This is a genomic window from Streptomyces sindenensis (assembly GCF_014649035.1).
Taxonomy (GTDB): domain Bacteria; phylum Actinomycetota; class Actinomycetes; order Streptomycetales; family Streptomycetaceae; genus Streptomyces; species Streptomyces sindenensis.
Window position 1 is genome coordinate 1 of record NZ_BMSG01000065.1, and the last position, 7,034, is coordinate 7,034.

A 7,034-nucleotide genomic window follows, 5' to 3' on the forward strand; every position below is an offset into this window, starting at 1 on the left:
TCTGGGTCGTGCGTCGCTGACTTCTGAGCGGTTTGTGGCTGATCCTTTCGGTGGTGCTGGTAGGCGGATGTACCGGACGGGGGACATCGCGCGGTGGCGGGTGGATGGGGAGCTGGAGTTTCTGGGGCGGGCGGATCATCAGGTCAAGCTCCGTGGTCACCGGATCGAGTTGGGTGAGATCGAGACGGTGTTGGGGGAGGTTCCCGAGGTCGGGCAGGCCGCTGTGGTCGTGCGTGAGGATTCGGTCGGTTCGCAGCAGCTTGTCGCGTATGTCGTGGCGGCGCCGGGTGGGGCGGTTCCTCTTGTGGGTGGGCTGCGTGCTCATGTCGGGGGGAGTCTGCCCGAGTACATGGTGCCTGCTGCGTATGTGGTCCTGGACGCGCTGCCGTTGACTCCCAACGGCAAGCTCGACCGTGCGGCTTTGCCGGCTCCCGAGTTCGGCACCGCGGCGGGACGCGGACCGCGCACACCGCGCGAGGAGATCCTCACCGGCCTCTTCGCCGAAGTGCTCGACCTCGCCCCCGCGGCCTTCGGTATCGACGACAACTTCTTCGACCTCGGCGGCAACTCGCTGCTCGGCACCCAGCTCATCAGCCGCATCCGCACCACCTTCACCGTGGAGATCCCGCTGCGCGTGCTGTGGGACGCGCCGACGGTCGCCCAGCTCGCGGCCCGGTTGGAGACGGGCTCCGACGCCGGACGCCCGGCCCTGACCGCGGTCGAGCGCCCGGAGCGAGTACCGCTGTCACTGGCCCAGCTCAGGCTCTGGTTCCTCAGCCGGCTGGAGGGCCCCAGTCCGACGTACAACATCCCGCTGCCACTGCGCCTGTCCGGCCCGCTGGACCCCGCGGTGCTCCAGGCCGCGATCGGCGACGTGGTACTCCGCCACGAAACCCTGCGCACGGTCTTCCACGAGACCGAGGGCAAGCCGTACCAGGTCGTCCTCGAGACCGTCCCCGAGCTCGTGGTCACCAGGACCACCGAAGACGAACTGGACGCGGCACTCGCACGGTCCGTCACGTACGCCTTCGACCTTGCGACGGAGCACCCCCTCCGAGCCGAGCTGTTCCGGCTCGGCGAGACGGAACACGTGCTGCTGCTCCTCATCCACCACATCGCCGGCGACGGTTCCTCGATGGCGCCTCTGGGCCGCGACCTGTCGGCCGCCTATGCCGCACGGATGCGCGGCGCGGCCCCCGACTGGGCGCCCCTGCCCGTGCAGTACGCCGACTACACACTGTGGCAGCAGCGGGTCCTCGGCGACGCCGACGACGAGAACAGCACCATGGCCCGCCAGCTCGCCTACTGGCAGACCCAGCTCGCCGGAGTGCCCGAGACGCTCGACCTCCCGTCCGACCGGCCGCGTCCGGCCGTCTCCGGCCACCGCGGCGGCTCCGTGCCGGTGGCGTTCGGCCCGGAGCTGCACCGCAAGCTCGCGGAGGTGGCCCACCGCGAGCGCGTGACCCTGTTCATGGTGGTCCAGGCCGGCCTGGCCGCGCTGTTCCACCGCCTGGGCGCCGGAGACGACATCCCGATCGGCTCGGCCATCGCAGGCCGGACCGAGGAGACCCTCGACGACCTCGTGGGCTTCTTCGTCAACACCCTGGTGCTGCGTACGGACGTGTCCGGTGACCCGAGCTTCGCCGAGCTGCTTCACCGTGTGCGCGAGACGGACCTGGCCGCCTACGCCCACCAGGACCTGCCTTTCGAGAGGTTGGTCGAGGCGGTCAACCCCGAGCGCTCGCTCTCCCGGCACCCCCTGTTCCAGGTCATGCTGGCCTTCCAGAACGTGGCCGCCGCCAGCCTCGACATCGACGGTCTCGCCGTCGGTGTGCAGGGTGTCGACTCCCACGCGGCCAAGTTCGACCTGTCGTTCAGTCTCACCGACCGCTACACGGCCGACGGAGTGGCGGACGGCATCGGCGGTGTCGTCGAGTACAGCACCGACCTGTTCGACGCGGCGACCGTCGCCACCCTGTGCGACCGCCTGGAGCGGCTGCTGACCGCCGTCGCGGACGACTCCTCGGCCGCCCTGAGCGGCGTGGAGATCCTCTCCACCGGCGAGCGGCGGGAGATACTGGGCGAGTGGAGCGGCACGGCACGGGACCTCCCCGACGCCACCTTCCCGGAGCAGTTCGCCGACCAGGTGGCCCGCACGCCGCTCGCGCCGGCCGTCACCTTCGGCTCAACCACCCTCTGCTACGAGGTACTCGACGCCCGTAGCAACCGGCTGGCCCGCGAGCTGATCGCCCGCGGCGCGGGCCCCGAGCAGCGGGTCGCCATCGCGCTGCCGCGCTCCGCCGAGCTCGTCGTCGCGATCCTCGCGGTCGTCAAGTCCGGGGCCGCGTACGTCCCGGTCGACATCGACTACCCGGCTGACCGCATCGGGTACATGCTCACCGACGCCGCCCCGGCATTGCTGCTGAGCACCTCGGCCGTCGGCCTCCCGGCCGTCGGCATGCCCGTACTGATGCTCGACGACGCCGAGGAGGCCGCCGCGGTCGAAGGCCGCGCCGCGACCGCGGTCACCGACGCGGACCGGCACACCCCGCTGTCCCAGGACCACCCCGCCTACGTCATCTACACCTCGGGTTCCACCGGCCGCCCCAAGGGCGTCGTGGTCGCCCACCGCGGCATCGCGGGCCTGCGCTCCTCGGCTGCGGCGGCCTTCGACGTCCGCCCGGGGGGCCGTGTGCTGCAGTTCGCCTCGGTCAGCTTCGACGCGGCCTTCGCCGAGATCGCCGTCGCCCTGCTGACGGGCGCCGAGCTGGTGCTCGCGCCCAAGGAGCGGCTGCTGCCGGGCGAGCCGCTGGCCGAGCTGCTCGCCGAGCACGCCATCACCCAGGTGACGCTGCCCGCGGCCGCGCTCGCCGCCATGCCCGACGGGTCCCTCCCGGCGGGGATGTCACTCACCGTCGCGGGCGAGGCCCTTCCCCCGGAGCAGGTGCGCCGCTGGTCGACAGGGCGCCGCATGGTCAACGGCTACGGCCCCACCGAGACCACCGTCGCCGCCTCGTACGCCGTCCTGACTCCCGGCGGCGCAGAGTGCGCGGCCTGGCGGGAAGAGAGCGTGCCGCCCATCGGACGCCCTGTGGTCAACGCCCGGGCCTTCGTCCTCGACGGGGCGCTCCGCCCGGTGCCGGTGGGCGTACCCGGCGAGCTGTACGTGTCCGGGCCCGGCCTGGCCCGCGGCTACCTGGGCCGCCCCGACGTCACCGCGGAGCGCTTCGTCGCGCTGCCGTTCGGCGGCGACGGCACCCGGATGTACCGCACCGGCGACATCGCCCGCTGGCGCTCCGACGGCCAGCTGGAATTCGTCGGCCGTGCCGACGACCAGATCAAGCTGCGCGGCTTCCGGATCGAGCCGGGCGAGATCGAGGCGATCCTGACCCGCCGACCGGACGTCGGCCAGGCCGTGGTCGTCCTCCGCGAGGACATCCCGGGCGTCCGGCGCCTCGTGGCCTACCTCGTGCCGGCGGTCGGCGCCGGGTCCGCCGACGAGAACGCCGCGCGGGAGGAACTCGCCGCCGCCGTGCCGGACCACATGGTCCCCTCCGTCTTCGTGACGCTGGACGCGCTGCCGCTGACCCCCAACGGGAAGGTCAACCGCAAGGCACTGCCCGCGCCGACAGCCGACCGGACCGAGGCCGTCCGCCTCCCGCGCACCCCCGCCGAGCACACCCTGTGCGGCCTGTTCGCCGCACTGCTGGGCCTGACGGAGTCCGAGGTCGGCGCCGACGACAACTTCTTCCACCTCGGCGGCGACAGCATCGCCTCCATCCAGCTCGTCGCCCGTGCCCGCAAGGCCGGACTGGTCATCACCGCACAGGACGTGTTCCAGCACCGCACCCCCGCGGGCCTGGCGACCGTCGCCACGGCTGAGGACGCCGCCCCGTTGGAGGAGGCCGGTGCGGGAACCGGCGCGATCGAGCTGACGCCGATCACGGCCTGGCTCCGGGACCGCAAGGTGCCCATGGACGGCTTCAGCCAGTCCATGGTCCTGCTGTCCCCGGCCGGCCTGACCCGGCCGCAGCTGTCAGCCGCCCTCCAGGCACTGGTCGACCACCACGACGCGCTGCGCCTGCGACTGACCGTCACGGGCAGCGGCCAGGACCCGGAATGGAACCTGGAGACCCTGCCGCGCGGGGCGGTCGACGCCGACATGCTGATCGAGCGGATCGACGTACGCGGCCTCGACACGGCTTCGTTCGAGGTGGCTCTCGCCGAGCACGGCCGCCGGGCCGTCGAGCGGCTGGCCCCGGACGCGGGCACCGTCCTGCGCGCGCTCTGGCTCGACGCGGGCTCCGGGCGTCAGGGCCGACTCGCGCTCGTCGTCCACCACCTGGCCGTCGACGGGGTCTCCTGGCGCATCCTGCTGCCGGACCTGACAGCCGCCGTGCAGGCGGTACAGGCCGGGGAGCCGCCCGAGCTGGAGCCCGTACGCACGTCGCTGCGCACCTGGGCCAGGCGGCTGCACGAGGCCGCCCGGGAACCCGCACGGGAAGCCGAACTCGACGCATGGCTCGGCCGCCTCGGCGGACCGGACCCGTTGCTCGGCGCCGAGGCGCCCGACCCCGCGCGGGACGTGGCGTCCACCGTGCGCACGGTGGAGGTCTCCCTGCCGGCCGAGCTGACCCGTGGCCTGATCACCAAGGTCCCGGCCGTCTTCCACGCCGGTGTGGCCGACGTACTCACCACCGCGCTCGCCCAGGCCGTGGCGGCCCATCGCCGCGTCACCGACGCGGACGCGCCGACCGGCGTGCTGCTGGCTCTGGAGGGCCACGGGCGCGAGGACATCGTGCCGGGAGCGGACCTGTCGCGCACCGTCGGCTGGTTCACCTCTGCCTACCCGGTCCTCGTCGACGCGGGTGAGCCGGGCCCCCTCGACGCTTCCCCGGCCGGAGCAGCCGCCGGGGCCGCGCTCAAGCGGGTCAAGGAGCAGCTGCGGGCGATTCCGGACCACGGCATCGGCTACGGCCTGCTGCGCCACCTCAACGAGCGCACCGCCCCCCTCCTCGCCGCTGCCGGGACCCCGCAGATCTCGTTCAACTACCTCGGCAGGTTCACCGCCGGGACGGGCGAGGAGAACGCGGACTGGGGCCCGGCGCCGGAAGAGGTCCTCATCGGCGGTGACGACCCGCGGACGCCGGTGGCGCATGCCCTGGACATCCTCGCCTCGACCAGCGACGGGCCCGAAGGCCCGCGGCTGACCGCCTTCTGGCGCTACCCGGAGGCCCTCTTCTCCGAACAGGAGATCCGCGCACTGGCTGGGCGCTGGACCGCGGCGCTCACGGCGCTGGCCACACATGCCGAGCATCCCGGCGCCGGCGGCCGCACGCCCTCCGACCTCGACCTCGTCACTGTCGGCCGACAGGACATCCACGAGCTGGAGGCGGACGACCCCGCCTCGGTCGAGGACATCCTGCCGGTGGCCCCGCTCCAGAACGGGCTGCTTTTCCACTCGGAGCTGGATCAGAGTGAACTGGACGTGTACACGGTCCAGTTCGAGATCGCCCTGGAGGGCGAGGTCGACGCGGGGGCACTGCGCGCGGCCGTCGCCGGCCTGCTGCGCCGTCACGCCAACCTGCGCACCGGCTTCCACCGGATCGGCTCCGGTACGGCCGTCCAGGTCGTCCGGCGCGAGGTCGAACTGCCGTGGACGGAGATCGACCTGCGGGACATGGACGAGCCGGCACGCACCGCCGAGCTGGAGCGGATCGTCGCGCGGGACCGCTTCCGGCGCTACGACCTCACCCGGGCGCCGCTGCTGCACTTCACCCTCGTACGGCTGGCGGACGAGCGGTACACGCTGCTGTTCAACAACCACCACATCGTGCTCGACGGCTGGTCGATGCCGTTGTTGATGGCCGAGCTGTTCACCCTCTACCGGACGCGCGGTGACGACACGGACCTGCCTGTCGTCACCCCGTACCGCACCTACCTGTCCTGGCTGGCCCGACGGGAGCACGGCGCCGCAGCCCAGGCGTGGAAGCAGGCGCTGGAGGGCGTCACCGAGCCCACCCTGCTCGTGCCCGCCGATCCCAACCGGGCACCGGTGGCTCCGGTACAGCTGTCCCTGGACCTGCCCGACGAGTTGAACGAGCGGCTGCGCGGCCTGACCCGGACCACCGGTCTGACCCTCAACACCCTGATTCAGGGCGCCTGGGCGGTCCTGCTGGGCCGGCTGACCGGGCGCCGGGACGTGGTCTTCGGCGGTACGGTCTCCGGTCGCCCGCCGGAGGTGCCCGGCATCGAGTCCATGGTCGGTCTGTTCATCAACACCCTGCCGGTGCGGGTGACGACGGACCCGGACGAATCACTGCTGGAGCTGCTGAAGCGGCTGCAGGACCAGCAGTCCGCCCTCATCGAGCACCAGCACCTGAGTCTCTCCGACGTGCTCGGTGAAACCGGGCTCACCGAACTCTTCGACACGCTGGTGGTGTTCGAGAACTACCCGTTCGACGCCGAGGGCCTCCAGGAGAAGAGCTCCGGGCTGAACGTCACGGACGTGGCGGGCGAGGACTCCACCCACTACCCGCTGACCCTGATGGTCACGCCCGGGACGGGTCTGCAGATCCGCGTGGGCTACCGTCCCGACCTCATCGAGGCGGGGACGGCCCGTGCTCTGGTGGCCCGTCTGGAGCGGGTGCTGGACGCCATCGCCCGGACGCCGGACCTGGCCACGGGGGCGCTCGACGTCCTGACACCGGACGAGCGGTCGCAGGTGCTCGTCGAGTGGAACGACACCGCCCGCGAGGCGCCGGCACCGGACTTCCTGCGCCTGTTCGAGCAGCAGGTGGCCCGCGACCCGCACGCCCCCGCCGTTCTGGCAGGCGCGAGCGAGCTCTCGTACGGTGAGTTGGATGCGCGGGTGCGGGGGTTGGCGTTTTATCTGGCGGAGTTGGGTGCGGGGCCGGAGCGGTTTGTCGCGGTGGCGTTGCCGCGGGGTGTGGATCTTGTGGTGGCGTTGCTCGCGGTGCTGAGGACGGGTGCGGCGTATTTGCCGTTGGATCCGGAGTATCCGGCTGAGCGTG

The 7,034-nt window shown here is 72.3% G+C and carries 2 protein-coding genes; one reads left to right on the top strand and one right to left on the bottom strand.

The genetic code is table 11. From position 1 onward, the window contains the following. The coding region (locus IE145_RS33685) for a hypothetical protein (protein ID WP_229826023.1) at positions 1-325 on the bottom strand (325 nt) is incomplete at its 3' end. On the opposite strand from IE145_RS33685, the gene IE145_RS32930 reads away from it, so the two are divergent. Next, positions 230-7,034: non-ribosomal peptide synthetase (locus tag IE145_RS32930; protein WP_373296659.1), on the top strand; the 6,805-nt coding region annotated here is incomplete at its 3' end. The two genes, IE145_RS33685 and IE145_RS32930, sit on opposite strands and share 96 nt — an antisense overlap.